Raw genomic sequence first — 25,395 nt, 5'->3', positions numbered from 1 at the left:
GGTAGAGACAATTCCGTAGGAAAACGCCACAGACAAAAGAGGAATATACGACTAAGCATGTAGGCCGATTTCTACAATAAAAGCCTTTGGAAAATCGCACCACTCAAAGTCACAAAACAGCCTTGCCACACAAAAAATCTGCAGTGCCGTGAGCACTGCAGATTGAAAAGCCTTGGCTCCAAACCAGGCATTCGCCATAACACATTCAATCAGCTCGGCTTACACACAGCCACTGACTACAGGTTAAAACATCCCATCCAAAGATCGACTCCCACTAAACATAGAAGATGTCTCAAACTTTTTCATACCGGCCTTTAATGAATCCGGATCAACAAGCGCTTCGAATGAACGATCGCGATCCAGGCGCAGCCCTCCGTCTTTTACGAAAGTCATCGAGTAAGTTCGGTCAGCCTTTTCTCCCACCGCAGTTACGCTGCTCGGCGTCAGCCCGACTTTTTGCGCCATATCGACAAGTCTTGTTTGGGAGAAAAAATTAGCGGGCGTTTCTTTTTCAACAAACTCATTGAATACAGCCTCCAACTCCGAGCTTGAAATATCGGGATTCTGATGAAGTTCCACATACACTTGCAGCACCATATGCATCAAGTCAAGCTCATGCCCGCCTAAAACGCTGTTATGTTCTGTTATTGTCAGTACGCCTCCATCATTTAGAAGTTCGGAAATTCGTGCCAGGCTTTCCTGCTGAATTTCCGGACTGGGGAAATGATGCAGCGAGTGCTGGTACATTGCACAATCGAAGCCCTTACCATCTGAAAGTGGATTACCCTCATCCTGACCAGATACTCTGCCAGAAGCCATGTCACTGCCGTCGTAATAAATAGTTTTAACGGGGCGAGACATTTCGCTTTGAACAAGTGAAACGACCTTGCTATTGTGATCCCAAGCTATACCTGTTTCGATCTCAAGGACATAGGGGCTGATGGGCACATGCAAATAATCGCCAATATGCGATGCAACATAAGACGTGAGCTTCCCGTCATTACCACCAACATCCAGCAACCGAATTTCATTAGAACCACTGCCAAGATTGTGATTAGCTTGCAAAATCATTTTGGCGATATTTTTTCCTTTATCGCTCAAGTGATCTTTAGCCGCTGTGTAATTATCGACTTTACTTGCACTATCCAAACCCTGATACCAATCGCGTATCGCATCAAGAAAAACACGATTATGCACCTGACTGCCGCCTTCAGGCACAAGGTCCATCAGCGCACTCATCAACTGTTCTTTACACGCTGGAGTAATGGACCAATCACTATTATCTGAATGATAGGTCATCATTTCTCTAACATCGCTATCCCTACCGATCTGTGCACCGTGAAGACTTAAAAAATCACCCAGAAAATATTCACTTCGAACATCCAGTCTTTCATACGATGGCAATACCTCATGCAAAACAGCGCCAGCCAAATGCATATTAGACACCGCTAGAACCTGAGAACTTCCGCCAACACCATTAATCATTTAAACGCCTGTCAAACTTAAAAATAAAAAGCCCGCACCACTCGGCATCATACGTCCCTTACACGTATCACCAAATTTCGAATATCCGCGACCGTGTTCCATTCGGACACCGCGACGGCAGGTAATTCGACGCCAAATGTTTCATTAAGCATCATGACAACCTCGATAATGCTCATGGAATCGAAATACAAATCCTCCACCAACCGCGAACTGGTTTTGATTGCCCCGTGGCCCACCGAAAGATAATCCGACAAGGTTTTTATTACCTGACATTCAATTTCAAGATCACTACTCCGCATCCTGATCACCGCTATCAATCGAAACCACAGAACAACAGACACAGCTCCGACCTGACAGGTTCGAAACCGCGTCTGTTATAAACATTTAAAACCACGTATTTCGTAAAAACTTCTTAGATCAGAAATTCAACATCGCCTTAAGCATGTCCGCATACTGACTAAGATGAGCAGACAACGTCTTGTTGAAGTTGTCATGATAGGAGTTGGCGTTGGAGTACTTCTGGGTGAAGGATTGCAGCATGTTTTTCATGCGTTCTTCCTGGGCATTGAAGCCGGTTTGCCAGGCCTGGAATTTGGCGGTGTCCCAAATAATCTCGTAAACGTCAGGTGGCAGACTGTCCCTCATGGTGATCAACGGGCTAAGGTCCATGACCACGCTGTACGTACCGTCATTGTTCTGGTGGAGGCAGGAGGCCGGCAAGCCTAACGCTTTAAGCCATTTTTCTGCCTCCTCCTTTGTAGCACCGCCCATGCCTGGGGCCGGGAACAATACTGCCGTCGGATTCGGAGGTGAGTACTTTTCAATCAGCTTCTGCAAAGCGATCCTGATCGCGCCCGCGTTTATTTCGACTTCCTTCCCGTCATTCGTGCCTTCAATCCACTCCTTCATCATTGCGGTAATGTCTTTGTTGAAATCGGCAAAGAAGTCCGAGTAAGCCTTGATGATATGTTCATAACCGGCCAGGTAGCCGTTCTTGATCAGGTCGATCAATTCGAGCAGTTTGTCGAAGAAATCATCAGACGAACTGACACTCTGACTGAACTTCTCGTCGATTTGCGTTGGCAGCGGTTGTCCTGCTCCCAGGCCGAGCAAGATAGTTTCCTGCGCAGCATCAAGGCGCTGACGCTGTTCCATCGGCAGGGTTTCCCGGCAATGCGTCATCACCGCACCATATTGGGGTAAATACTGTGCCCACATTTGCCAGCGAAGGTCTTTCGTTTGAACCCGCTCGCCAAACTCCGCGATGAGGGTTTGCGCCGCTCCGCCAGCCAACAGGTTCTCAACCATTTTTTTGGCGGCCGGTTGGCACTTGAGCATATTTTCAAGATTGCGATTCAATACCTTTGCCGAACGCTCCAGCAATTGCGCGAGGGAAAAAGCGGCCTGAGCCTCGAGGGGCATTTCAGTTGGTAAAGGTGCGTTGGTCACAACATTGAAATCGACCGACAGATTAGCCGCTGGTGGTGTGAAATCGGAAATTCTCATATTTTCGTCCCTACTCAGGCCATTTTGCCAATGACTTCAATCCGCGATTGAAACAGCTGCATCACGATATCCATGAGCTTTTGCAACAGCGCCGAATCCGCCGAGTCTTTCTGCCCAATTTCATCGCTCAAGCTCTTCTGCGTGTTTTGCGCACTTTGTTGCAATACCTCTTTCTCCCGCGCCGCATGCTCGGCCATGCGAACCATGCTGGAGACCATCTGACTCATGCCCATCGAAATGGCGTTTAGCGCGCGGCCGATATCAAGTTTCTTCTCAATGCCTTTGCTGCCCATCTGGCTGAGCCAGTCCGACGTCTGGCCAACCTTTTGCGCCTTGAGAATTTCACCGTCGAACCATGCCTGCTCCTTGGGTGTCAGGGTCGAACCCTGAGGTTTGAAATCCACCGATTTCGTCCGGCCAAAGTCATCGAACACCTTGATCTTGTAGGTCGTTTCCGGGTTCCAGTCACCGCGACTGCGATCATGTTTAAGGTCACGTTCGATGTTGCCGGCGTCCAGGGAACTGCGCTTATGCAGGTCGATATCCGTATGCTTGAGCCCTTGCCCCTGAAAGGTCTTGGCCATGGCAAACCCGGCGATGGCACCGGAGACGACTGCTGCCGTAATGGCGCTGTACATGGCGGCCTTGCCGGATTCCATGATGGCGGCGCCCTGGGACTTGGCGGCATCAGCGGCCATCACACTGAAATGCCCGCGCAGTTGGGCATTGGCGACCCGCGCGATGTTCAACGCGATGATCGCGGCGACCAGCACGTTGGCGTGTTTCTCCCAGGCACCTGGGTCAAACACCAAATCTTCGCGGACCTCATCGTTGAGCATCAGTGCGGTTGCGGCAAAATCCTGCCAGTCGGATTCCCCGATCTGGTAGGCGTCAATAGCGCTCTGGAGCTCCACCGTTAAAGGAGTCCGGGTCAAAGAGTCATTAAGAATCTGCTTGTCAGTGAGCGCATTACTAAGGGAAAGCTCTTTGAGCGCGTCGGGTCTTTTCTGAGTAAGAAGCGCATCTTGCTGGCTAATCATTGGGCGTGAAAACACCACCCCGGTGTTGTTGATCGTGGTCATGACAAATACCTTTTATGAGTGGGTTCAGACGTGTCTGACCATTTGCAGGCTGACGGAGTGACTGCGTTGCATATCGGCAAAAACATGTTCGATATGCCGGGTCCGGTCTTGCATCGCCTTGCCGTAGTCTTCGACCAGCCGAGTGAGGTAGGAGGTAATTTCTTCGCTGATTGCCATGCGCACCTTCACGTCCGCCAGGTGTTCGGCCGCCTGGGCCTGATGCACGCCGCTTCGGACTCCCAGCACGCCCTGGGCTGCCACGCCGCCAAACTCGGTGAGGGCTTGAGCGATTTCGAGATTGGAGGTGTAACGGGCCAGGGATACGGCATCTGCGCCTTTGGTAACTAAACTGCGTATTTGGGTCAGCATCTGAGTCAGCGTGTTGCCGACCGAGGAAGCCACCTGTTTCATTGCCTGCACTGCGGCGGGAGCGGCCTGCGCCACCACGGATGCCAGTCTCGAAGCGACTGCGCCGATCATCGGCCCGACTACCTGAACCCCGACGATGGCGGCCAATGCGATGGCAGCAATGGTGGCGGCGATGCCCGCGATCATGCCGGCGATTTGCGCGATTTCCTTCGCCGTTTCGGAATCGACACCAAACGCCACGAGCGCTTTGGTGTAGAGGTCGGTAAAGAACTGGATGGCTTCCTGCATCACCGTCATCAGCGGCTTCATCGCCTCGGCCATGAACGACACGCCCGTGAGTTCCTTGACCACCTCATCGGCAATCATGACCGCGGCCCCGATCACACCTACCGCGATAAGGACAGGGTTGACGGTCAGAACGCCGGCGGCGATGGTGGCGATGGCCACCAAGGCGCCAACGATCTTGCCGATGCAGCCCATGGTCCTCTGCAACGCTTCGGCTTTACGCACTTCTTCCAGGTACTTTTCCGACTCGAGTTGCATTTTCTCCTGCAACTTGGCCTGCAATTCCAGAAACAGCTCCTGATTGAGCTCCTCCTTGTTCTGCGCCGACTCGCCGAGCAACTCGATGATCTTCAAGCGGTTCAGCAGGGCCAGTGCGCTGCTGCTCAGCGCCTTTTCATCCGATTGTTTAACCTGAGGTCCGCCGACGCCTGCCTCGAGGACTTTTGCGGTCACGATCGCGAGGACTTTTGCGGCGGCGTTGGCGGTTTCGATCAATTTCAGATGGGCATCGGTGGCTTTTTCAAAGGTCTGGGTATGAGTCGCCAACTCGCCTTTGAGCTGGTCGCGACGCGCCAACTCACTCGCATACTCGGGTGATTCGGGGTCCAGCTTCGCCAGACGCGCCTCGCTTTCGTCCAGCAAGCCCTGGAGTTGCTGAACCCGCTCGCGCAATTTCTCGAGCTGTTCCTGACTGCCGCCAACTGCGCCCTCGGCGGCTTCCAGAGCCGCGACGGCCTCAGCATAATCAGACGCCAGTTTTTCATGCCCCTGTTGCTTGGCACCGGCCATGCTCTGCAACATCGCCAAACGGTTTTTCAGCTTGTTGACGTCGACCTCGCCAATCAGCTCGCTGATCATCGCCATCAGCAGCGTGAACAAATCGCCTTCCGACTCTTTGCCACTCGTGCGGGCCAGTGGCAGATGCAACTGTGGACGCCCCGGGGTGGCTGTGGATTTACCGTGCTCGCCGTCGTAATTCACCGACATCAAACCGGCCAGCGCGTCCTGGCCAGCCTTCTGAAAATCCACCGTTCTGGCTGCCTGGCTGGCGGCTTTGCCGTAGATCTCAAAGGCTTCGGTACGGCTGAGCCCTCCGGCATAAGCCGGGTTGAATGTACTTCTGATTTCACTCATGTTCAGTCCTCCGAACAGTCCATTTCAATGTGAGCCAAGGTGTCGAGATACACCTGTGCCTGTTTGCGCAGGTCCTCTTCCGTGGCCTGCTCCAGTACGTACCCGAAACACAACCTGGCCTTGCCGATCTTGCCCAGGGCAAGCTGGCACTGACCGCTGTAGAACATCGGTCGGTAATCGTTCTTGCCCTGGGCGAAGGCGATGGCGTACAGGTCGATTGCTTTCTGATGGTTTTGCTTGAGCTGGTACACCGCCGCCAATCCCATCCAGTACTGGCTGTTGTAAAAGTCGTAGATGCACAGGAAGTGAAAGAACTTCTCGGCATCGTCCAGCCGGCCTTGCTCATAAAACTGGTAAGCAAAGGCATAAAGACCGTCCATGTGCTCGTCGCTGAGACCCTGCACGTCCTTTAACGGCGCCCCCGCGAGCACGGCATCCACGATTTCCAGAGCGATTTGCTCGTCTTGTTGGTTGTTGCGACTCATCGGCCACACTCCTGAAAAAACGTCAGCGCCGCTGACGAACGCATTGAGCCAAAGCGCTGGCAGACCCGCTGCCAAATTGCGCTCATGCCAACGATGGGATGGATAAAGAAAGGGGGGGATCAGGCCTGCTCCACCTGCTCGAGCCAGATCAACAGGCGCAGGACTTCCTCGACTTCCTGCACCTGGAGGAAGCTGTAGCGCTGGTGGGTCTTGAAGATCCGTCGGGCCAGGGCGATGTCGTTGATCACTGGTACGCCGACCTCTTTGGCATACGCTCGAACGGCCAGGGCGCGCTGGTTGGTTTCCATCAGGGAGATGAACGGCAGCACGGTGATTTCCGGACGGAAATACACGCCGATGGCAATGTGGGTGGGGTTGGCGATGATCATCCGCGAGCTGCGCACATCGGACTTGACCTGCTCCGACAGCAACTCCCGGTGCAGGTCACGCCGGCGACCCTTGATTTCGGGATTGCCGTCCTGCTCCTTGTGTTCGCGCTTGACCGAGTCCTTGTCCATCATCTGGTCTTTCATGAACAGCCAGTACTCGCTGAGCGCATCGAGCACCACGATCAACAGCACGCAGCCCAGAAACGCCAACACCAGCACCAGCAGCAAGTGCCCCCAGATCGCGAACAGCTCCGGGGTCTGGGCAAACAATTGGGCAAACAGCAATTGCCGCTGGGTGACCCAGACAATCCACAGCGCCAGGGCAAAGCTGCCCAGGTACAACAGCGCTTTGACCGTGTCCTTGACCGTGCGCAGGCTGAACAGTTTTTTGAAGCCATTGATCGGGTTCAGCGCCCCGAGATTCAGCTTCAAGGCTTCGCTGGCCAGGGCAAAACCGCTTTGCAGCAACGCCGGCAACGCGCTGGTCAAGACACACACCAACAGCAGCGGCAGCAGTGCCTTGAGCCCGACCACCACCAACATCGCCGAGTACTTTTGCAGGTCGGCATCAAAGTCGCTGGCGATGATGCGCCGGTAGACTTCCATGACCTCAAGCAACGAGCTGTTGAACACCATGTAGGTGATGCCGCATAGGGTCAGGCAGGTGACGACCAGATCCTTGGCCTTGAACGTCTGCCCCTTGCGCGACGCATCCCGCAGTTTCTTCGGGGTGGGCTTCTCAGTCTTCGAGGCGCTGGACGACATCGCCACCCTCCCCGTCGCCAGCCAGATAGTGCTCCAGCGCCTGGGACTTGCTCCCCATGCGCAGGACTTCGTCGGGCAAGTGCACGCCGAAGTACAGCATCAGCACCACCAGCGCCACCAGGCTCTTGACCGTCAGCGACACCGAGAATGCATTCATTTGCGGTGCATAACGCGAGAGCAATCCAAGGAGCGCTTCGCTGACCAGCAGCGTCGCCACCACCGGCGCGCTGATCACCAGGGTTTTGCTCACCAGCGCATCCAGCAGACTCAGCACGGCTGGCAGGTGCATCTCACAGCCGTTTGCCGGCGTACAAATGCGATAACTGTGGCCGACGGTTTCGAGCATCAACAGCATGCCGCCACCTTCGAGATAAACCGCGGCGGCGAATAACTGGAGAAAATTCGCCAGCTCCGACGTATCGACGCCGTTGGCCGGGTCCACCGTACTGCTGAGCATTGCCCCGCGCTGGTTATCGATCAGGTTACCCATGGCGTGCAACACCCAGAACGGCCAGCACAGCAGGCAGCCCAGCAGTACGCCAATGCCGGCCTCGCGCAGCAACAAGCCTAAGAATGCCAACCCGTCGAGGCGCGGCAGCGGCTCGCCGACAGAGGTCCAGAACCCCAACGCCACCAGCACGATGACAGCCTGGCGCGGTGCCCCGGTCAGCACGCCGCTGTTGAGAAACGGCAACATGAAAAAAATCGGCGCCAGCCGTGCAACCCCCAGGACCGCCGCCGCGAACAGCGCGTACAGATCGAAAAACAGCGTCACCGACATCGGTCTAACCCAATGCCAGACGGATGACTTCACGGCTGAAATCGAGCAGGGTTTCGCCATACCAGCCCGAGAGCAGAAACAGGCACGCCGCCACCGCCATCAACTTGAATCCGAACGGCAGTGTCTGCTCCTGCAACTGGGTCACGGTCTGAATCAACCCCACCACCAGGCCGACCACCGTGGCGACAATGATCGGCCAGGCCACCATCAACAGAATCAGGTACAGGGTTTTATTGCCGGCATAGACCAGATCGTTCATTTCTATTCCCCTATGTCAGCAACGTCAGGTATTGCTTGACCAGACCGGTCGACAGCAACGCCCAGCCATCCAGCGCGACAAACAACACCAGTTTGATCGGCACCGAAATGATCACCGGACTCATCATCATCATGCCCAGCGCCAGGAGGATGCTGGAGATCACCAGATCGACGATCACAAACGGCAGATAGAGATAAAAACCGATCTTGAATGCGCTTTTGATTTCACTCAGCGCATAGGCCGGCAACAGCGAAAACAGTGAAGGTGTGAGTTGTTCATCAGCGGGCAGCTCCACCCCGGCATCACTACTCTGGACCGCTTGTGCACGCTCGAAGAACAGGGCCAGTTCGGGGTCAGTGTATTTGCGCAGGTAATCCTTGTAGCCACCCAGACCGTTCTCGGCAAAGTTCACCACCGACTCGATGTCGGTGAAGGCCACCGCTTCTTCCTTGTAGTAGCCGTAACCCTGCTTCATGACCGGCGTCATCACGAAAATCGCCAGCATCAAGGCGATCGCGTTGAGGGCCATGTTCGACGGCACCTGCTGCAATCCCAGCGCGTTGCGCACGATGACAAACACGATGGAAAACTTGATGTAACAGGTACCGGCGGCCACCAGGAACGGCAGCAGTGAAGCGAACGCCAGCAGCGCAATCAGCGAGACATCATTCATCGCCGCTGTTCCGATAAGTCGTTCCGATAGACTTCGAGCAACTCCACACCCAACTGATCGTCCAGCTGCACCAGTTCCCCACGGGCCACGCGCTTGCCATTGGCGCGAACCTCGATGTGCCGGGCGACATCGGCCGCCAGCGGAATGAGCTGGCCATCGATGATCTGTGACAACGTCCCCAGGTCGATCTCATGAGCGGCGAGCAGGAATTCCAGGCGCACCGGCAAAGCACCCAGTTCGATGTCCGCATCGGCTGGGCCATCCGTCTGTTGATTTGAATCGGCAACCGTCGATTGCATGTGTAATCCCTCTTCAGTGAACGTGAACACACCGATGCATTGATCGGCCAACAGGCATTGGTCTGTCCGGTGGGTGATGCGCAGGACGTCGCCCTGCCCCAGCCGCACTGGACGCAGGTGGCTGAAGCCCAGCAGCAGTTGCAGGCGAAGCGGCAAATCAGCCAGCCATGACCACGGTCCAGGCGAGCGACGGGACGCCTGTGTCGGTGGCAACTGCGTCAACCACACGCGCCCATGAGCCGTGTCGAGCCAAAGCAAATCGTGCGCCGGCAGTTCGGCCGGGGCGTCGATCAATTCGAGATCGACCAACGCTTGATAAGACAGCTCGTCCACCATGGGCAGCGGTCGCGGCACAGCCCGGAACAACTCGACGATGCTCGCCGGCGGGCACTCGACGATCAGCAATGAGCGCAACTGCGGTAATGCTTGATCCAGCCAGTCGCGGGCCAGGATCAGGCCATGCCAGTCCCCTTCCTTGCTGCGAGCGCAAAACCGCAAGTAGCCGGGCATTCGGTCCGGTCTGCCCACGCCGGCACCATGACCGGCATCGCACCAGCGTTGAACTGCTTGCGTACGGGCGTGCGCCGTTGCGTCGACCCGGCGCAACGTCAGCGCTCTCATGCTGGAAATTCCTGCTGCTCCGTCTGCTCTTCATCCGGCGAGTGATGGGAGCCTTGGTGCTGCTGCTCGCCACCGTCGTCGGTCAACCGCCAGCCGGGATCCCGAGCCAGTTCAAAAGGTGCCTTGAGTTGTTCGAAGACCAGGGTGTTGCTCGGGCTGAGCAGCAAGTTCTGAGTGGGCTCGTCGGGCAATCGGGAAATCGTCACTTGCCCGCTGGCGGCGCCTTTGTTGAAGGGCACCTGCAGCAGGCCACGGCTGGAACCGGGCAGCGTTTCGATCATCATGTCGAGGGCTGGCTTGGGCATAGGCATCGGGGGCAAGGGGATGGAAACCGCTGCGGCCGCAGGTGCATGCCGCACGGAGTGAAAGTTCATCAGTGCTTCGGGCGGTGGCGCGTCGGCGGCGAGTGTTGCCGGGGTACTGGCGGTGGCTGTCCGCTCGACCGGCAGCGATTCAGCCGTACTCGACGAATGTGGGTTCACGTCAATGCGCCCTGGAATCCCTTGCGCAGGCATGGCCACCCTGTCGAAGGCCGGGGCAACAACCTCCATTCGTTGTTTCAACGAAGGTTGGACTGGCTGGCCGGGGAACCGGACCGGTTGCGGATGAGACATCAGCTCCGGGACCCCCTGGGCGGAGATCAACGAATGCCCGGCCCCTTTGCGGCCAGCCTCCATGACAGGCCGATGACGCACAATCAGCGTTGCAAGCAAATCCTGCACACCTTGCGGCAGCTCATCTTCTTGCGCCGGTACAAGTGTGTCGCGCAGTTCATCTGCAGAACCCTCGGTAGCAGGTTCCAGCGTTGGCGCCGGTCCCGGTGAAACCGTAGAAACCCCCTTCATCGCTTTACTCCAGTCATCTCTTCTGTCTCCCGTTCTTCCCGGCGCACCTGCTCCAGCCGTTGCGCGCGCACCAGTTGCTGCACCGACCGTTGGTATGTGTCGTGTTTACGCTGCAGGCCACGCAGTTGCTCGCGTTGCGCTTGCAACGACAGCTCGATCTGCCTGCACTGCCCGTCCACGCGGTCGCGCTCAAGGCGTACCAGATCAATCTGCCGCCGGATGACCGCCTGGGTTCGCAGCAACGCCAGCAACTGCCCATGATCCAGAACGCAATCGGTGGCGCGATGGCTGGCCAGCAGGTTTTGCAGCGAGGCCTCTTGCCCCTCGAAACCGGCAAGTTCCCCCCGCAGCGGCTGCAACTGTTGTTGGGTGCGCAGCACGGCCTGTTCACCGCGTTGCTGACGGAACTGGCTGAACACCAACAGGCGGCGCCGGTCAGGCAATGAGTTCATTGAGGCTCCGCAGGGTTTCGTCAGGCTCGCAACATTCGTCCGTCGGCTGACGCAGCCAGTGAGTCAAGGCTTCGCGACGCTGCAAGGCCTGGTCGTTGGCGGCATCGGCGCCCTGGGTGTATTCGCCCATGTCGAGGAAAATCTGCAACTGCTCCAGGCGCGTCAGGGTTTCACGGGTCGACGCCGCCAGTTGTTGCACCTGCGCGCTGGTGACTTGCGTCGCCACGCGGCTGACACTGCGCAGGACATCGATCGCCGGGTAATGACCTTTGGCCGCCAGGGCACGACTGAGGTAAATGTGGCCGTCGAGAATGGAGCGAATCTCTTCGGCGATCGGGTCCGGTTCATCGTCACTCTCGAGCAGGACCGTGTACCAGGCGGTAATACTCCCGGAAGCCGTCACGCCGGGCCGCTCCAGCAAACGTGGCAGCGCATCGAACACCGACGCCGGATAGCCGCGCCGGGCCGGCGCTTCACCCGCGGCCAGGGCCAGGTCGCGGCGAGCACGGGCGTAACGGGTCAACGAGTCCAGCAACAGCACCACACGCTGGCCCTGATCGCGGAAATACTCGGCGATGGCTGTCGCCTGCAACGCTGAATTGCAGCGGTCCACCGAGGAAAAATCCGATGTGGCAAACACCACCACGCAACGTGATCGCTTCGTGGATTGGCGCAGATGTTCAATGAACTCGGTCACTTCACGCCCGCGTTCGCCGATCAGGCCAATGACGAAAACGTCCGCATCGGTGTGGCTGATCAGCATATTGATCAAGGTTGTTTTGCCGGACCCGGCCGCGGCAAAAATACCGATGCGCTGACCGACACCGCAGGTCAACAAGCCATCGATAACGCGGACTCCGGTGCTCAGCGGTTCTGCTACCGGCCGACGCTGGTGGTACGACGGCGGGTCGGCATCCACCGGATAATCCTGCGGCTCGAAGGCTGTCGACGGTGCCAGTCGCTCGACGATATTGCCCTGGGGATCGACCACGCTGCCCAGCAAGGCATCGCTGCAACTCAGGCGCAATGTCGAACCCGTCGGGACAATCATCGACTGCCTGGACAATCCTTTGGCGTCGCCGAGCAAACTGAGCAGTACGGCGCCGGGTTTGAAGCCGATGACTTGCGCCCGGGCCGCCACGAGCGGCGAACGCCAATGACGACGCACTTCGCAGACCTCGCCGACCACCACATCGTCCAGCGCCGCTTCGATCAAAGGACCGCTCAAACGCAAGGGATGGGCGGCCTGCCGTTCCAGCCGGATGCTCATCGGCGCAACAGTTCGCACAGTGTTTCAATCGACTGCACAAAAGCATCCAGGGCCTGCGCGAAACGCTCGGCGTCCCCCAGGGCGTGGTCATTGGCCATCAAGCGCAGTTCGAGCTGCCCCTGGACTTCGCACAGGTGCAGTTGGCCGGTGCGAGAAAAAGCATTGCCTTCCAGCAAGAACTGCATCAATTCGAAGGCGCAATGGTTCATGACGCCGGGGGTCGCCTGCGCGACGGCGGCCCAGATCCACACATCGCCTTCCACCACGGCCACGCTGACATCGGGCAGGTTTTTCATCTGCATTTCAATGGTGCTGTGGCTGTCGAAGTGCCCTATCTGGCTGTCCATGCAGCCGCTGTGTCGCAGTGCTTCACGCAGCAGGTCAGCAATATCGATCGGTCTCATTTACAGGGTTTCCTCAGAGGGTCTTGATGACATTGACCGAGATGGTCTCGGAGATTTCGCCGAACGACATCACGTCCAGCTCCCGGAAACGCCCCTCGATCAGTTTCTTGATGTAGCGCCGCACATCGACCGAACACAGCAGCACCATGTCCTTGTGCGCGATGTGCAGGCTGTCCAGGCCGACGCTCAGGCGGTCCATCAGCTCTTCCGACTCGGCCGGCTCCAGGTTGATGAAACTGCCGCCCGAGGTTTGCCGGATGCCCCGGCGTACCACCTCTTCGAATTCCGCCGATAGCAGCAGGACGCGCAAGTCATTGCCGTGGGCGAATTTGTTGCTGATGTAGCGCGCCATCGCTCCGCGAACGTGTTCGACCAGCGCCAGCACATCCTTTTCCCGTGACGCCCAGTGGGCCAGCGACTCCAGGATCAGCTTCATGTTGCGCACGGAAATGCGCTCACCGATCAGGCGTTGCAGGACCTCGGCGATCTTCTGCACCGTGACATGGCGATAGACTTCCTTGAGCAGGTCGGGATATTTCGCTTCCATTTCGTCGAGCAGTTGCTTGGTTTCCTGCACGCCGAAAAACTCCTGGATATTGCGCGCCAGCAACGTGACCAGGCAGCGGTAGCATTCCTCGTCTGCCGGGCGCAGTTGATAGCCCAACTGTTGCACTCGCTCCTTGTCGACGGCGTTGACCCAGACACCGCCCAGGCGATTGCTGTCGTTGCCGCGCACCAGGGCAAAACCCAGGGGCTCGAGGTCCGGCGAATAGTCGAGCAGACGCCAGTGATCGAAATGGATATCGAATTGCTCGGCACGCACTTCATTGATCAGTACCGCCACTTGATGAGCCGGCAACGCCTCGCTCGCGCGGAACTGCGGTTCGGGTATCCGCAAGCCGTAGTCGACGAAAAACTGACTGCGAAAGCGCGCCGCCCAACGGGCTTTGTTCAGCGCCGCCAGTTGCGACGTGGGCACCAGCAACATCAAGGCGATGGTCTCTGTGGCGATGTTATCGACGTCATCGAGCAATCCCGACCCGGTTTGCAGCACGTCCTGCTCGGTGGCTGCAACACGGCTCTCACCGTCAACAGTGCCCTTGGAAGCCTTTCGATGCCGGATAAACACCACCAGCGCCAGCACCGCGGCAATCGGCAGAAACGTCATCAGCGGGAACCCGGGGAGCAGACCGACACCCACCGCCAGCAGCGCGGTGACGCCCATCACGAACGGATTGCCGAGCATCTGGGCCAGCATGTTGCGCCCCAGGTTGCTGTCGTCGCCGTTGACGCGGGTCACGATGAAGCCGGCGCCGATGGCGATCAGCAGCGCCGGAATCTGTGCGACCAGGCCATCGCCGATGGTCAGCAAGGTGTAGGTCGACAGGGCCGTGGACATGTCCATGCCCATTTGCCCGACACCGATGGCCATGCCGCCGATGAAGTTGACGAAAATAATGATGATGCCGGCGATCGCATCGCCCTTGATGAATTTCATCGCGCCGTCGAAGGAGCCATACAGCTGGCTTTCACGCTCCAGCACGCTGCGTTTTTCCTTGGCTTCCTCGGCCGTGATGGCGCCTGCCTTGAGGTCGCCGTCGATGCTCATTTGCTTGCCCGGCATGCCGTCCAGCGAGAAGCGCGCCGCGACTTCGGCGACCCGCTCCGAGCCTTTGGTGATCACGATGAACTGCACAATGGTGACAATCGAAAAGATCACGAAGCCCACAACAAGGCTTTCGCCGATCACGAACTCGCCAAAGGACGCGATGATCTCGCCCGCATCGGCCTGGCTCAGGATCAAGCGGCTGGTGCTGATCGACAGTGCCAGGCGAAACAGGGTGGTCAGCAACAGCAACGCCGGGAACGTCGAGAAGCTGAGGATGCGTTCGATGTAGAACGAGCCCATGAACACCAGCAGCGAAATGACGATGTTCAGGCCGATGAGAAAATCCACCAGCACCGTCGGCAACGGAATGATCAGCATGGCGATGATCATCACCATGAGAGTCAGGATCAGCAGCTCCGGGCGAGCGCTGACGTTGCGCAAAAACACATTGAACATGGCAGGTCAGTTCCGGAAAAAAATCATGAGCAACCGCCGAGACGACGCTGTTCAATGCATTCGTGGGTGTAGGCAACGTCGGCCAGCAGCGAAAACTGTCGCGCCAGGCGCAGCGGCGCCTCTTCATCGGCAAACAGTTGCAACGGCAACTGCAGGCTGAACCGGCGCACCGTCTGCAGCAGCGTCGAGCGCTCACGGTGCAGGCTCAGCAGCACGCGCTCACCGAGCACGCCGAGCAACAACTGGTCGAGCTCATCGGGCCAGGTCAACAGGCCGAACAGGAACACCAGCCAGTCGGATTCATCGGGGTTGTGCCGGCAGATCAGTTCATCGCCCAGCAGGCCGCCGATGAACAGACCATCGGCTGAACGCAGGCGCTTGAGGTCATTCAGCCGGGCCAGCAGCTGGCCAAACTCTGCGCGCGAGCAACTCGGGTCCTGGGCGCTGATATCGGTGAGCAGCGCCGCTTCGATGAAGGCCAGCACATTCGTGCGCTGCAGTGGGCCGTACAGCGCAATCCAGTCCTGATAACAGCTGACCGGCCCTTCATCGGACTCGAGAAAATCCCGGTACGTTTCGCGCAACAGCGCGGCGCGCACAGCCATGCTCGCGCCGAACATCCTGGCCTTGAGCGCGGCGTTGATGCCGGCGTTCATGCGCTTGGGAGACGCCTGGGCGACCACCGTCTGCAAAAGGGTTTCGAGCCGCTGACGGGTGCTTTTCTCGAGTTTTTTACGACGCAACAGTTCTCGCAGCACCAACGCCAGATCGCTGTCATCGGCAAACAGCTTCCGCGCCATTTGCAGCAACCAGCTGATGGGTTTGTCGCCGAGCCGTGCCAGGCTGAGAATCTGCCGAACCTTGGGCACGGTGTCGTCGTCCAGGACCCTTTCGAAGTTGTCGGTCAAGGTGTCGGACTTCAGTTCGAACTGCCGGCGGCCACGAAACTGCGCCAATGCCGCCGACATTTCATCGCTGATCTGCACGAAACGCTGCAGGACGCCCGCCGTGCCGCTGTCGTCGAGATCAGTCTCCGCCGTCGCCTGTGGCTGCGGATGCTCGGCGGCCTTCTCGGCATTCAGCCGCGCCTGGGCCGCGCGCCCACCGCTGGAAATCGCTGGCAGGATCATTTTATTGCCGCCCGAAAATAGGAACGGCGCAAACGTTCGTGCTGTTCCGGGGTCAGCAACTGTGGAGCCGGTTCAACGGCGTTCGGCTCCAGCGTGTCGCGAATTTCCTTGGGTTGAATCAGGAAGACCCGCACGGTATTGGCCGAGCGACTCTGCCGATAACTGAACAGCCGGCCTATCCACGGAATCGACCCCAGCACCGGTATCCGGCCAATCTGTTCGCCGTGGTCATCGCGGGTGAAACCGCCCACCAGCAGGCTCTTGCCCGGCGGCACCCTCGCCACCGTACTGATGCGGGTGCGGCCGACTGTCGGCAGAGCGCTGGGCCGCTCACCCTGGCCCGGGTTCTCGATTTCGTTGCCGTCTTCGATATTGAGCGACATTTCAATCTCGTCCGCCTGGGCGAAACGCGGCAATACGCTCACCAGCGTGCCGTAGGTCACGTGCTGCAGATCAACACTGCGCTCGCCCACCAGCGGCGCATAAAAGGTGCGGTTATTGTCGAAAATCGCCGGCACATTTTCCTGGGTCAGGATCACCGGTCGCGACACCACATTCGCCCGGCTCGTGCGCTCCAGCGCCATGACCTGGGTGACGAACGACGCACCATCGAGCGTGGTCGCCGAGCCGGCGTTGAGCGACGCGCTGAATTTTCCGCCCGAATTCACGACGCCTTGCCAATTGACGCCCAACTGATTGAGCTCATCCTTGTGCAGATCAATGATCCACAACGACAATTCCACGTGGCGTTTGGGCGTGTCCAGCGCACTGACCAGGTTCTCGATAAAACGCACCTGCTCCGGCAACCCCTTGACCAACAGGCTGTTGGTGTCGGGATAGGCCACGACCCGAATGTTCCCGGCAGCCGTGTCGCGCGCGAGGATTCGCGGCGCGGACGGGTCCTGATCCGAAGGGGAACTCGCCAGGCCTTCCAAAGGAAACGCCGGCATCAAGCCCTGCGGTCGCTGTGCCGGGACGTGCGCCACCGCGGGCTCGACGCCGTTGCGTTCGCCGCGCAGCAAGGCCTCAATCACGGTGGCCAGCCCGGGAATCGTCACCTTGTCATCACGCAACTCGTATTTGCGGTCGCTCACAAAGGTGTTTCGCACCTGGATGACGCCGATCTGCTGCTTGCCCAGCAACAGTTCCGAGCGCTGGTTATCCATCAGGCCGGCCGCTTGCGTGACCAGATCGACATACATCGGCGGGCCGGAGACATGGAACGTACGCAGGCCATCGTGGCGCAACGGATAACGGCGATCGTGCAACCCGGAGCGTTCCAGGAACGCCTGAAGCTTCGCCACGGTCAGGGTTTGCAGCGACACCATCGCGCTTTTGAGTTCCGGGGCGTCATACAGATAAATCGCCTGACCATCGCTGTACCAGATCAGGCCCATTTGCGCGCTGACTCGCTCAAAGGTGCGTTGCGGCGCGAGCAGGTCGAACGTACCGGAAATCCGCTTGGCTGCAGCGGCCTTGCTGACGATGACCGGCTTGCCCAGCGGGCCGGACAGCTCGCTGAAAAAAGTGCGCGCGCTTTGTTCGCGGGCCTCGAAATTATAGACAGAGGCCTGTGCGGCAAAGGGTGCGAGCAGCAACACCGTGGCCAGGCAGACGGGCAAAAGGGATAAGGAGAACGATCGGCGGTTCATCGGCTCACTTGCCTGGAAGGTAGGTGATATCGGCAAGACTGCTGGGCGTGAAGCCCACCAGTTCGCGGATTTCCTTGGAGAAATGCGAAGAAGAGGCAAAGCCGAATTCCAGCGCGACATCCGTTAGCGAGCAGTCCCGCAGACTCATGTTCAACAGCGCCTGGGCCGTGCGCCAGCCGCGCAATGCAGGCTTTGCCGCACTGCCCAGCGCCTGTCGGCACAATCGACGAAAGTGCGATACGGAAACGCCATAGCGTTGCGCCAGGTCGCTCAGTTTTTCACTGCGGGTGCCCTGCTCCAGCAGGAATCGCACAAGCCCGTAGCTCTCTGTATGACGTAGCACGCTGGCGAAAGCGTGGTAGGCCGGACTTGCGCTCATGGCCTGCCCGATGTACCAGCGCTCCAGCGCGCGCTCCGACCGAACGGTCTCGTACGTGACCGGCAACAGCGCCCACGGCGCATGGCCCGGCCGTTGCTCCGTCAACGTGTCACTGAGATCGAAAAAGACCTGCAGTTTCACCAGCCGTGTTTCGGACAGCGGCAGCACCTGCACACAGCCACCGCGCATTTGCAGCGCCTCGCTGACCGCGATCAGCCCCTCCCAACCACCGGGCAACCGGTGGCACTGCGCCGAACCCAGCAGGTCGGTCGACTCGCTGACACGCAGATACAACACCCGCTCGCCGGAACGAGCCTCCGGGAATGTGGGGGCATGAAATGATTCGGTTTGCACGCCAACCTCCTTTGCAGCCTGACGATGAAGGGTCGGCAGGATGAAAGACATGGCGCGGCAAGTCCTGATGGAAAACTGATGAACCCCGGGCTGGCATATGCCTTGCACCCATTGAGGTATCAGCACTCATGCCAACGGCGGGATGAGTGCCAGGACAATGGCGTCGTCACCCGGCCTTGCTCATGCGAGGACCCGGGACGACGCTTTTTTTTGCAAGGTGAAGATGCGATGAACGAACCATCAGCCGGCCCGTTGGCCTGGGTCAACGGCAGCGACGCCCCGGAAAAGACCGACATCAACCTCGGTTTCATGGCCCTGAGCGACTGCGCCTCGGTGGTGGTCGCCGCCACCCAGGGTTTTGCCCAGCCCTATGGACTGACCTTGAACCTCAAGCGCCAGTCCTCCTGGGCCAACCTGCGAGACAAACTGGTCAGCGGCGAACTCGACGCCGCCCACAGTCTTTACGGCCTGATATACGCCGTGCACCTGGGCATCGGTGGCGTCGCGGCCACCGACATGGCGGTGTTGATGGGCCTGAATCAGAACGGCCAGAGCATCAACCTTTCCCATGGCTTGCAGGCGCTCGGCGTGACCGGTCCTGAAGCACTGGACCGCCACGTGCACCAAACTCGCCCAAAACTCACCTTTGCCCAGACATTCCCGACCGGCACCCACGCCATGTGGCTGCACTACTGGCTGGCAAGCCAGGGCATTCATCCGTTGCACGACGTCGACAACGTGGTGGTGCCGCCACCGCAGATGGTCGCGCACCTGCAAGCGGGCCGTATCGACGGGTTCTGCGTCGGGGAGCCCTGGGCCGCCAGCGCGGTGAAACAGCAGCTCGGCTTCACGATGGCGACGACCCAGTCGATCTGGCCCGACCATCCGGAAAAAGTCCTCGGTTGCACCCGTGCGTTTGTCGAGCAATACCCCAATACCGCCCGGGCACTGGTGATGGCCATTCTGGAAGCCAGCCGTTTCATCGAAGACAGCGTCGAGAATCGCCGCAGCACCGCGCAGCTGTTAAGCGCTCCGGATTACCTCGATGCACCGCTCGATTGCATCGAACCGCGCCTGCTCGGCGAATACAACGACGGCCTCGGCAATCACTGGCAAGATCCGCACGCATTGCGCTTCCATGGCGGTGGCGCGGTCAACCTGCCGTACCTGTCCGATGGCATGTGGTTCATGACCCAGTTCCGCCGCTGGGGGTTGTTGCGCGACGACCCGGACTACCTCGCGGTGGCCCGTCAGGTCCAGCAACTAGACTTGTATCGAGAGGCCGCGGCCGCCGTCGGTGTTGCCTCGTCGGGCGAGGAAATGCGCAGCAGCCAGTTGATCGACGGCAAACGCTGGGACGGTTGCGACCCTGCCGGTTATGCCCGCAGCTTCAAGCTGCACGCCATGAGCGACAGCTCGCCCCTACTCGCCAGCCGCTGACAGGAGACTGCGAACATGTTGCGTATCCTGCTGATCAACGACACCGCGAAGAAAGTCGGCCGGCTGAAAGCAGCCCTGACCGAAGCCGGGTTCGAGGTGATCGACGAATCCGGCCTGACCATCGACCTGCCCGCGCGCGTCGAAACGGTGCGTCCGGACGTCATCCTGATCGATACCGAGTCACCGGGCCGCGATGTGATGGAGCAAGTGGTGCTGGTATCCCGCGACCAGCCGCGGCCGATCGTGATGTTTACCGACGAACATGACCCCGATGTGATGCGCCAGGCGATCAAGTCCGGGGTCAGCGCCTACATTGTCGAAGGCATTCACGCACAACGCTTGCAGCCGATTCTCGACGTGGCCATGGCGCGCTTCGAAAGCGACCAGGCCCTGCGCGCCCAGCTGCACGCCCGCGACCTGCAACTGGCCGAGCGCAAGCGCATCGAGCTGGCCAAGGGATTGTTGATGAAGATGAAAGACTGCAACGAGGAAGAGGCCTACACCCTCATGCGCCGTCAGGCCATGAGCCGGCAGCAGAAGCTGATTCAGGTGGCGGAGCAGATTATTGCCATGAGTGAGTTGCTGGGCTGACAAAGCAAAGATCGCAGCCTCGCCACAATTCATGATGTGGCACAGATCTCGCTAGGTAACCGCTACAGGTAACCAACGGCGGTTGCCCCACCTACGACAAAGACGTCGCTCACCTCATTTGCCCAAGGCGAATCCGGTGGCGGCGTTTTTTTGTTTTGGCCCCACAGCCCGGGGCCGGTGGTGCGGCCGTTGCGGCGCCCCACCTGCAAGCTCATGACTCCTTCTCGAGACGACTCACAGCTGAGGTGCGCGATGAATTCAAGCTTCTGGAAATCCGGCCATACCCCGACATTGTTCGCGGCCTTCCTCTATTTCGACCTGAGTTTCATGGTCTGGTACCTGCTCGGCCCATTGGCGGTGCAAATTGCCGCCGACCTGCACCTGACCACCCAACAACGCGGCATGGTGGTTGCCACGCCGATTCTGGCGGGCGCCGTATTGCGCTTCATCATGGGCATGCTCGCCGATCGCCTGTCGCCGAAAACCGCCGGGCTGATCGGCCAGGTGATCGTCATCTGCGCCCTGTTCGGCGCCTGGAAACTGGGCATCCACACTTATGAACAAGCGCTGTTGCTGGGCCTGTTCCTCGGCATGGCCGGTGCGTCCTTCGCCGTGGCGTTGCCGCTGGCGTCGCAGTGGTATCCGCCGCAGCATCAAGGCAAGGCCATGGGCATCGCCGGGGCCGGTAACTCGGGCACTGTGCTCGCTGCGCTGATCGCTCCGGTGCTGGCCGCAGCGTTTGGCTGGAGCAACGTGTTCGGCTTCGCCCTGATTCCGCTGATCCTGACCATTATCGTCTTCGCCTGGCTGGCCAAAAATGCCCCTGAACGGCCGAAAGCCAAGTCGATGTCCGACTACTTCAAGGCCCTGGGTGACCGTGACAGTTGGTGGTTCATGTTTTTCTACAGCGTGACCTTCGGCGGCTTCATCGGCCTGGCCAGCGCCCTGCCCGGCTACTTCAACGACCAATATGGCCTGAGCCCGGTCACCGCCGGTTACTACACGGCGGCCTGCGTGTTTGGCGGCAGTCTGATGCGTCCCTTGGGTGGTGCGCTGGCGGACCGTTTCGGCGGGATTCGCACGTTGCTGGCGATGTACACGGTGGCGGCGATCTGCATTGCGGCGGTGGGTTTCAACTTGCCGAGTTCCTATGCGGCGCTGGCACTTTTTGTGTGCACCATGCTCGGTCTGGGTGCGGGTAACGGCGCTGTTTTCCAATTGGTCCCACAACGCTTTCGTCGTGAGATCGGCGTGATGACCGGTTTGATCGGTATGGCCGGTGGCATCGGCGGTTTCGCCCTCGCGGCGGGCATGGGTGCGATCAAGCAAAGCACCGGCAGCTATCAACTGGCCCTGTGGTTGTTCGCCAGTCTTGGCGTCCTCGCCTGGTTCGGCCTGCACGGCGTGAAACGTCGCTGGAGGACCACCTGGGGCTCTGCGGCCGTCACTGCCGCGCGGGTGTGAGGGCTGAATGAGCCTGCAACTGAGTTTCGCCGAAGCCAGCGCCATGGGGCCGCGCGAGGAGAATCAGGACGCCCTGCGCCTGGTCACTCCCGCGCCGGCGCTGGCGGCGAGCAAGGGCTACCTGTTCGCCATCGCCGACGGCGTCAGCCAGTGCGCCGATGGCGGGCTCGCCGCCCGTTCGACCTTGCAGGCGCTGGCGCTGGACTATTACGCCACCCCGGAAACCTGGGGCGTCGCCCAGGCACTCGACCGCCTGCTACTGGCACAGAATCGCTGGCTGCAAGCCAATGGCGGTGGGCAACCGCTGCTCACGACCGTCAGTGCCCTGGTCATGCGCGGCAGGCGATTTACCCTGGCGCACGTCGGTGACTGCAGGGTTTATCGCTGGCACGCCGATCACTTGCAACGGATCAGCGAAGACCACGTCTGGGACCAACCGGGCATGCAGCATGTGCTCAAACGGGCGCTGGGCCTCGATCAGCATCTGGTGCTGGATTTTCTCGATGGCGAGTTGCGCCAGGATGAGAGTTTCGTGCTGCTCAGCGATGGCATCTGGGCTGTGCTGGGTGACACCGCGATTGCGGCGATCCTGCGCGATCAACCGGATCTGCGCAGCGCGGCACACACCTTGGTGAGTGCCGCGCATCTTGCGGGCAGTCAGGACAATGCCAGCGCTTTGCTGGTGCGGGTCGACGCACTCGGTGAAACGAGTATCGGCGACGCGCTGATTCATCTGCAGCAATGGCCACTGCCGCCGGCGCTGAAACCGGGCCAGTCCTTTGAGGGGTGGCAGGTAGAAACGATACTCGGGCAGAGCCAGCAGTCCCTGCTTTACCGGGTGCGCGACGCTCAGCAACAACCCTGGCTGCTGAAAACCTTGCCCGCGGCACTGCGCGACGATCACCTGGCCGGGCAGGCATTGCTGTCGGAAGAGTGGTTTCTCAAGCGTGTGGCCGGCCGGCATTTTCCTGAAGTCCATGCCGCCCATCAGCGTCAGCATTTGTACTACGTGATGCGTGAATATTCCGGGTCTACCCTGGCACAACTGAGCGCGCGAAACGCAATGCTGCCAATGGCTCAATGGCAGGACCTGGCGGAACGTTTGCTGCGGGCAGTCGGCATGCTGCATCGCCGGCAGATTCTCCATCGCGACATCAAACCGGAAAACCTGCTGCTGGGGGACGACGGCGAGCTGCGCCTGCTGGACTTCGGCCTCGCCTACTGCCCCGGTCTGTCTGAAGACCAGGCCTCGACCCTGCCTGGAACGCCCAGTTATATCGCGCCGGAAGCCTTTCGCGGCGATCCGCCGTCGGCGCAACAGGATTTGTATGCGGTGGGCGTGACCTTGTATTTCCTGCTCACCGGGCATTATCCCTACGGCGAAATCGAAGCGTTCCAGCGGCCGCGGTTCGGTGCACCGGTCAGTGCCAGTCGCTACCGGCCCGACCTGTCCGAGTGGATCGCGCAAAGTCTGGAGCGCGCGGTGGCGGCGAACCCGGATGAGCGATATGAAACGGCGGAAGAATGGTTGCTGGTACTGGAACAGGGCGAGCGGCGCAGTTTGAGTGTGCGGCCAAGGCCTTTGCTGGAACGCGAGCCCGTGAAAGTCTGGCGGACGTTGGCGCTGGGGTCGTTGCTGGTAAATCTGGTGCTGTTGTTTCTGGTTCTCCATTCATCCTGATTCGAACAGATCCTATGTGGCGAGGGAGCGGGAGCGAGCTCCCTCGCCACAGGTTCGCATGCTCCAGTACCGGGCAAGCCGCCTCTAATCAGTGCAGAAAATTTGAATCGGTTCCTCAAATGCCCTCCCGCAGCCCCGTAAATCCCTTCCTTGAATAACTTGGCACAACCACTGCATTACCTCTTTCAACTTACATAAAGCCCAGCCTTCAAAGACGAAGGATGCGCTTCCCGAAGTAACGGGACCAGGACAAAGGCGTCCTCGCTAGGCAACTAGCGGGACGCCTTTTTTTGTTTGCGCGAAATGTGTTCCGAGCACCCGGAGAACCTGATGAAAAAACTAAAACTGGTGATGATCGGCAATGGCATGGCCGGGGTTCGGACCCTGGAAGAGTTGCTCAAGCTGAGCAACGAGCTGTACGACATCACCGTCTTCGGCGCCGAACCGCATACCAACTACAACCGCATTATGCTGTCGCCCGTACTGGCCGGCGAACAAACCTTCGAAGAGATCGTGCTCAACGACCTGGACTGGTACCTCGACAACAACATCAAGTTGCTGCTCAACCGCAAAGTGGTGGAGATCGACCGGGTCAAACGCCGGGTCATCGCCGACGACGGCACCGAGGCCGAGTACGACCGCCTGCTGATCGCCACCGGTTCGACTCCGTTTATCCTGCCGATCCCCGGCAACACTTTGCATGGCGTGATCGGCTACCGCGACATCGCCGATACCCAGGCCATGATCAACACCGCCAAAACCCACGAGCACGCCGTGGTCATCGGCGGCGGCCTGTTGGGTCTGGAAGCGGCCAACGGCCTGATGCTGCGCGGCATGCACGTCACCGTGGTGCACAACGGTGAGTGGTTGCTGGAGCGGCAACTGGACAACGTCAGCGGCCAAATGCTGCAAACCGCGCTTGAGGCTCGTGGCCTGAAGTTTCGCCTTCGCGAGCAAACCCGGGCCCTGCACGATGCCGGCAATGGCCGGGTCGGCTCGGTCGAGTTCCACAATGGCGACATCATTCCCGCCGATCTGGTGGTGATGGCCGCCGGCATTCGCCCTGCGAGCGAACTGGCGGAAAAGTCCGGCCTCCCCTGCAATCGCGGGATTCTGGTCAGCGACACGATGCAAACCTACGATCCGCGGGTCTACGCCATCGGCGAGTGCGCCAGCCACCGTGGCATCGCCTATGGCCTGGTCGCGCCGCTGTTCGAACAGGCCAGGGTCTGCGCCAACCATCTCGCCCGGCTGGGGTTCGCCACCTACAAGGGCTCGGTGACCTCGACCAAATTGAAAGTCACCGGCATCGACCTGTTTTCCGCCGGCGACTTCATGGGCGGCGAAGGCACCGAAACCATCACCCTCTCCGACCCCATCAGCGGGATTTACAAGAAGCTGGTCATCAAGGATGACGTGCTGGTCGGTGCCTGCCTGTACGGCGATACGGCAGATGGCGGTTGGTACTTCCGGCAGATTCGTGAGAACCAGGACATCGGCGAGCGCCGCGATCACCTGATGTTTGGTGAAACCTT

Annotated in this window: 23 protein-coding genes and 1 pseudogene; 5 read left to right on the top strand and 19 right to left on the bottom strand. The window is 59.3% G+C overall.

Going from position 1 to position 25,395, the window contains the following annotated elements; translation table 11 throughout:
* Positions 1-243: 243 nt before the first annotated feature.
* The 19 genes from ACM1ZW_RS18235 to ACM1ZW_RS18145 form a co-directional block, all read right to left on the bottom strand.
* On the bottom strand, positions 244-1,485 hold the full coding sequence (locus ACM1ZW_RS18235) for a class I SAM-dependent methyltransferase (protein ID WP_416738987.1): 1,242 nt from the start codon (positions 1,483-1,485) through the stop codon (positions 244-246).
* Between the two features lie 47 nt (positions 1,486-1,532).
* Positions 1,533-1,784: an acyl carrier protein gene (locus ACM1ZW_RS18230; RefSeq protein ID WP_416740821.1), complete on the bottom strand. Its 252-nt coding sequence runs from the start codon at positions 1,782-1,784 to the stop codon at positions 1,533-1,535.
* Positions 1,785-1,902: 118 nt separating this feature from the next.
* Entirely contained in the window at positions 1,903-2,991 is a 1,089-nt protein-coding gene (locus ACM1ZW_RS18225) for an IpaD/SipD/SspD family type III secretion system needle tip protein (RefSeq protein WP_017337489.1), read from the bottom strand.
* A 14-nt stretch (positions 2,992-3,005) separates the two neighbouring features.
* Positions 3,006-4,073 (bottom strand): cell invasion protein, encoded by a 1,068-nt coding sequence (locus ACM1ZW_RS18220; protein WP_416738986.1) that lies wholly within the window; start codon positions 4,071-4,073, stop codon positions 3,006-3,008.
* Between the two features lie 24 nt (positions 4,074-4,097).
* Positions 4,098-5,861 carry a type III secretion system translocon subunit SctE gene (gene sctE, locus ACM1ZW_RS18215; protein ID WP_017337487.1) on the bottom strand — a complete coding sequence of 588 codons (1,764 nt, stop codon included), beginning with the start codon at positions 5,859-5,861 and terminating at the stop codon, positions 4,098-4,100.
* Positions 5,862-5,863: 2 nt separating this feature from the next.
* Positions 5,864-6,346, bottom strand: coding sequence for a type III secretion system translocator chaperone SicA (gene sicA / locus ACM1ZW_RS18210; RefSeq protein ID WP_017337486.1), 483 nt, complete (start codon positions 6,344-6,346; stop codon positions 5,864-5,866).
* 119 nt (positions 6,347-6,465) lie between these two features.
* Positions 6,466-7,500: an EscU/YscU/HrcU family type III secretion system export apparatus switch protein gene (locus ACM1ZW_RS18205; protein ID WP_416738985.1), complete on the bottom strand. Its 1,035-nt coding sequence runs from the start codon at positions 7,498-7,500 to the stop codon at positions 6,466-6,468.
* Positions 7,475-8,281, bottom strand: coding sequence for a type III secretion system export apparatus subunit SctT (sctT, locus tag ACM1ZW_RS18200; protein WP_017337484.1), 807 nt, complete (start codon positions 8,279-8,281; stop codon positions 7,475-7,477). The genes ACM1ZW_RS18205 and sctT overlap by 26 nt, the downstream gene beginning before the upstream one ends.
* A 4-nt stretch (positions 8,282-8,285) precedes the next feature.
* Positions 8,286-8,540, bottom strand: a complete 255-nt coding sequence (locus ACM1ZW_RS18195) for an EscS/YscS/HrcS family type III secretion system export apparatus protein (RefSeq protein ID WP_017337483.1) — start codon at positions 8,538-8,540, stop codon at positions 8,286-8,288.
* Between the two features lie 10 nt (positions 8,541-8,550).
* Positions 8,551-9,213, bottom strand: coding sequence for an EscR/YscR/HrcR family type III secretion system export apparatus protein (locus ACM1ZW_RS18190; RefSeq protein WP_416738984.1), 663 nt, complete (start codon positions 9,211-9,213; stop codon positions 8,551-8,553).
* Entirely contained in the window at positions 9,210-10,133 is a 924-nt protein-coding gene (locus tag ACM1ZW_RS18185) for a FliM/FliN family flagellar motor switch protein (RefSeq protein ID WP_416738983.1), read from the bottom strand. The genes ACM1ZW_RS18190 and ACM1ZW_RS18185 overlap by 4 nt, the downstream gene beginning before the upstream one ends.
* Positions 10,130-10,978, bottom strand: coding sequence for a hypothetical protein (locus ACM1ZW_RS18180; RefSeq protein WP_416738982.1), 849 nt, complete (start codon positions 10,976-10,978; stop codon positions 10,130-10,132). Before ACM1ZW_RS18180 ends, ACM1ZW_RS18185 begins: the two co-directional genes overlap by 4 nt.
* Positions 10,975-11,430 (bottom strand): type III secretion protein, encoded by a 456-nt coding sequence (locus ACM1ZW_RS18175; protein WP_017337479.1) that lies wholly within the window; start codon positions 11,428-11,430, stop codon positions 10,975-10,977. The genes ACM1ZW_RS18180 and ACM1ZW_RS18175 overlap by 4 nt, the downstream gene beginning before the upstream one ends.
* The gene (gene sctN / locus ACM1ZW_RS18170; RefSeq protein WP_414878612.1) at positions 11,414-12,700 is read right to left on the bottom strand and encodes a type III secretion system ATPase SctN; all 1,287 of its coding nucleotides are present in this window, start codon (positions 12,698-12,700) and stop codon (positions 11,414-11,416) included. The genes ACM1ZW_RS18175 and sctN overlap by 17 nt, the downstream gene beginning before the upstream one ends.
* Complete coding sequence (locus tag ACM1ZW_RS18165) at positions 12,697-13,104, bottom strand: hypothetical protein (protein WP_017337477.1); 408 nt, start codon at positions 13,102-13,104, stop codon at positions 12,697-12,699. Before ACM1ZW_RS18165 ends, sctN begins: the two co-directional genes overlap by 4 nt.
* A gap of 13 nt (positions 13,105-13,117) precedes the next feature.
* Positions 13,118-15,169, bottom strand: coding sequence for an EscV/YscV/HrcV family type III secretion system export apparatus protein (locus ACM1ZW_RS18160; RefSeq protein WP_416738981.1), 2,052 nt, complete (start codon positions 15,167-15,169; stop codon positions 13,118-13,120).
* A gap of 23 nt (positions 15,170-15,192) precedes the next feature.
* Complete coding sequence (gene sctW / locus ACM1ZW_RS18155; RefSeq protein WP_017337475.1) at positions 15,193-16,299, bottom strand: type III secretion system gatekeeper subunit SctW; 1,107 nt, start codon at positions 16,297-16,299, stop codon at positions 15,193-15,195.
* Positions 16,296-17,951, bottom strand: a complete 1,656-nt coding sequence (sctC, locus tag ACM1ZW_RS18150; protein ID WP_414883418.1) for a type III secretion system outer membrane ring subunit SctC — start codon at positions 17,949-17,951, stop codon at positions 16,296-16,298. Before sctC ends, sctW begins: the two co-directional genes overlap by 4 nt.
* Positions 17,952-17,955: 4 nt before the next feature.
* Positions 17,956-18,735: a helix-turn-helix domain-containing protein gene (locus ACM1ZW_RS18145; RefSeq protein ID WP_416738980.1), complete on the bottom strand. Its 780-nt coding sequence runs from the start codon at positions 18,733-18,735 to the stop codon at positions 17,956-17,958.
* A gap of 177 nt (positions 18,736-18,912) precedes the next feature.
* Between ACM1ZW_RS18145 and ACM1ZW_RS18140 the strand changes: the two genes are divergently transcribed.
* From ACM1ZW_RS18140 to ACM1ZW_RS18120, 5 genes and pseudogenes are all read left to right on the top strand, one after another.
* Complete coding sequence (locus ACM1ZW_RS18140; RefSeq protein ID WP_017337472.1) at positions 18,913-20,124, top strand: CmpA/NrtA family ABC transporter substrate-binding protein; 1,212 nt, start codon at positions 18,913-18,915, stop codon at positions 20,122-20,124.
* Between the two features lie 15 nt (positions 20,125-20,139).
* The gene (locus tag ACM1ZW_RS18135; protein ID WP_017337471.1) at positions 20,140-20,715 is read left to right on the top strand and encodes an ANTAR domain-containing response regulator; all 576 of its coding nucleotides are present in this window, start codon (positions 20,140-20,142) and stop codon (positions 20,713-20,715) included.
* Between the two features lie 252 nt (positions 20,716-20,967).
* Positions 20,968-22,179 (top strand): nitrate/nitrite transporter, encoded by a 1,212-nt coding sequence (locus ACM1ZW_RS18130; protein WP_414878607.1) that lies wholly within the window; start codon positions 20,968-20,970, stop codon positions 22,177-22,179.
* A 7-nt stretch (positions 22,180-22,186) separates the two neighbouring features.
* Positions 22,187-23,860, top strand: a complete 1,674-nt coding sequence (locus ACM1ZW_RS18125; protein WP_017337468.1) for a bifunctional protein-serine/threonine kinase/phosphatase — start codon at positions 22,187-22,189, stop codon at positions 23,858-23,860.
* 330 nt (positions 23,861-24,190) lie between these two features.
* Positions 24,191-25,390: pseudogene (locus ACM1ZW_RS18120) on the top strand (NAD(P)/FAD-dependent oxidoreductase); the annotation flags it as partial.
* Positions 25,391-25,395: the final 5 nt, after the last annotated feature.

The organism is Pseudomonas sp. NFX71, assembly GCF_048079215.1.
Taxonomy (GTDB): domain Bacteria; phylum Pseudomonadota; class Gammaproteobacteria; order Pseudomonadales; family Pseudomonadaceae; genus Aquipseudomonas; species Aquipseudomonas fluorescens_B.
The sequence above is the reverse complement of the archived record's forward strand: the minus strand, read 5'-3'. Positions and strand labels throughout refer to the sequence as shown.